The 2,958-nt window shown below is 43.3% G+C and carries 2 protein-coding genes; both read left to right on the forward strand.

The features are described from left to right. Window positions 1-147: 147 nt before the first annotated feature. Window positions 148-1,167, forward strand: coding sequence for a LacI family DNA-binding transcriptional regulator (locus AC3DOM_RS09615; protein WP_487918826.1), 1,020 nt, complete (start codon window positions 148-150; stop codon window positions 1,165-1,167). A 454-nt stretch (window positions 1,168-1,621) separates the two neighbouring features. Then, window positions 1,622-2,737 carry a phosphotransferase gene (locus AC3DOM_RS09620; RefSeq protein ID WP_487918827.1) on the forward strand — a complete coding sequence of 372 codons (1,116 nt, stop codon included), beginning with the start codon at window positions 1,622-1,624 and terminating at the stop codon, window positions 2,735-2,737. The last annotated feature ends 221 nt before the right edge of the window (window positions 2,738-2,958 follow it).

The following is a 2,958-nucleotide window of genomic DNA, read 5'->3' on the forward strand; positions in this document are numbered from 1 at the left end:
TTGATGGCTAGGATAGGATTGTTAATGGTCCGTCAATCCTGAATCTTAGGATAGAGATGTTGCTTTTAAATACGAGCATTAGCGGTAATTAACCGCCAATGTGCCTTCCAAACTCAAAGTTTTCCCTTTGACACTCAGGTTATTCTAATGCGGAAAAAAAAATCTAATATCACAATCAAAGTAGTTGCTGATCGTGCAGGCGTTTCAACCGCGACAGTGTCCAGAGTAATCACCGGAAGTGATGTAGTCAGCCCCAGGCGACGCAAGCGCGTCGATCGGGCTATTAAAGAACTTGGCTACAGCCCAAACCGAGCTGCACGCGAGTTGCGTATTGGCGCAGTGCTCAAAATTGGTGTTGTGCTTTCAGATATCCAAAACCCTTTCTTTACTGGTTGTTTGGCCGGGATTGAAAGTGTCTTGCAAAGCTCGGATTATGTTTTAATACTTGGAAATTCCAAAGAAGATCCTCGAATAGAAAAAATGCATCTCAATTCTCTCATAAGCGATGGCGTAGGTGGAATCATACTGGCATTGACTTCTGGATATGATGATTGTTACCAGGATCTCGCTAAAAGTGATATACCAATGGTAGCTATTGACAGAGAATCTAAATATCTTTTGGTTGACTCTGTTGTGATTGATAATGTTTCAGCATCTTTCCAGGCAACAGAATGCCTTGCAAAACTGGGGCATCGTAGAATCGGTTACATTGGTGGCCCTTTACATATCAGTACCTCACAAGAGCGACTCAAGGGTTACAAGGAGGCTCTGACCAATCTGGACATCCCAATCGAAGATGATTTGATTGTAAACGGTCAATACCGTCAAGGGGGTGGTTGCGCGGCGATGGAAGAATTACTTAATCTGCCTGAACGCCCTACTGCTTTATTGATCGCGAACAATCTCATGACTCTTGGCGCACTCGAAGCGATTTATCAACATGATATCCAAATTCCAGAAGCGCTTGCCCTGGTTGCCTTTGATGATACCCCCTGGAATATTGCTCTGAAAACCCCGCTTACAGTGATTGCTCAACCTACATACCAGTTGGGAGAATTTGCAGCTAAGTTACTCCTTGACCGTATCAAGAATCCTGATCAACCCCTGCAAAAAATTATGCTTAAAGGTGAGCTTATCATTCGAGATTCTTGTGGATCTAAGATTTAGTGTAACTGTTCAGCCCCTAGAGAAGTTACAATCCGCTCTTTGTCACTCCTTCACTGGGTTCAGGACAAGCTTTGAATGAAATGAAGGGTCTCCAAGAGAGGAGATTCTTCACGGAGTTTATCCTGAGTGATGGAGAGATTCTTCGCTGCGCTTAGAATGACGATAAGCGAAGGGTTCAGACCTGTCCTGAGGTTGCCGAAGGAATGAAAGGTTGAGCAGTTACGAAATAGTTTGCATATCTGTAGAAAAATACGCTTAAGTGTCTTGTACATCAAATTGAGCTCAGTTTAGTAGCGAAAGATCAGATCCTGGTTATGAATTCATACAAATTCGGTGAATGGTTGACTGGATATTTTGAATGAGGCTTTTTCAGCTCTGGCATTGCATGTTTGTAATCCCGATGCGGGCTTGAGTCTAATCTTTTAAAATTTTATCTAGGCGTCGAGGCCAGAAAATGAGTGCACAACAAGTATCCCTGTTATATGAGATCATTTCAAATCATTATCAAATTGGGGCATTAACGAATTATGAACTCCTTTTAGGGTACGTGAATATCAGTTATATTATTGAAACAATGAGCGCTGGCGAAAGGAAAAAATACTTCTTCAGAAGATACAAAGAGGGGATCAAAGAAGAAGAAATCCAATTCGAACACTCGATCATTCGCCATCTGACAGAGAAGGGATTTGAGCTGGTTGCAGAGGTCATACCAACTCGGGATGGAAGAACTTATGTCAAACGCCTCGAGGATCCTGGTGGTAAAAAGGCAGAAATTTTTTACGCCATTTTTGACTTTCTTCCAGGGGTGGACAAATACACCTGGGAAAATCCTAAATGCACGGATCAGGAGATCGCAAACGCCGCGACTGTCTTGGCACAATTCCACAATGCGGTTTCCGATTTGGACCCGGCTGGGAAAAGATACGAACCGGGAATTTTGGAACTTCTCCCTGATATCGCCAACTACGTAGATCATTGTTCTCGAAATCTAGGCAGTACAATATTCGACTCTTACTTTCAAGAACACCTCAGCCTCATCCAAGATAGCCTCGCCACGACACAGGATGCTCTGGGTACACAAGAAAGCTCGCTTCTTCACCGGCAGATCATTCATTCTGACTATCATCCGGGGAATCTCAAATTCCGAGGCTTTAAAATTATTGGGCTGTTTGATTTCGATTGGTCTAAGGTTGATTTTCGCTGTTTCGATATTGCTCTTGCAATTACCTACTTCTTTTCATCCTGGAATGATCAGAAAGATGGGGAGCTCCACCTCGAAAAAACTGGGTTATTTATCGATGCCTATCAAAATACGCTCAGGAACAAACCCGGCATTGGCCCATTGAGTGAGAAGGAGTTAGCTTGCTTACCCTACATGATCAGCGCCAGTAATCTGTATGCGTTCAATTGGACGATCAGGGAATTTTATGGAGGTAACGTGAACCCCGAGGAGTACCTGATCTACTTGCGGCATGGAGTCAACTTCATGAAATGGCTCGCCAACGAGGACAACTGGCGAAAATTGGAAAAAATAAGGAATTATCACCGGCTAAGTCCTGGCAGACCATAAGGGTCTCCACCACCCTTTAGTATCTTTATCAGGAAGTTATTTCTGGAGGCTCACTGAGGTACGAAGACCGAATTTAATATGATGATTAATAAAATTAAATCTTTCATTGGAAATAAGGACCAGCGTTCAAAGCTGAGTCGCTTCTTTTTGTTGACCATTGGCGGATTAATTCTGGCCGTCAATGTCAATTTTTTCATGGCCCCCTCGCAGATTGCCCCCGG

It is taken from the genome of Candidatus Desulfolinea nitratireducens, from assembly GCF_982879505.1.

Bases quoted from the DNA above. Each gene is read 5' to 3' on its own strand.
- AC3DOM_RS09615 (WP_487918826.1), top strand. From the start codon at position 148: ATGCGGAAAAAAAAATCTAATATCACAATCAAAGTAGTTGCTGATCGT.
- AC3DOM_RS09620 (WP_487918827.1), top strand. From the start codon at position 1,622: ATGAGTGCACAACAAGTATCCCTGTTATATGAGATCATTTCAAATCAT.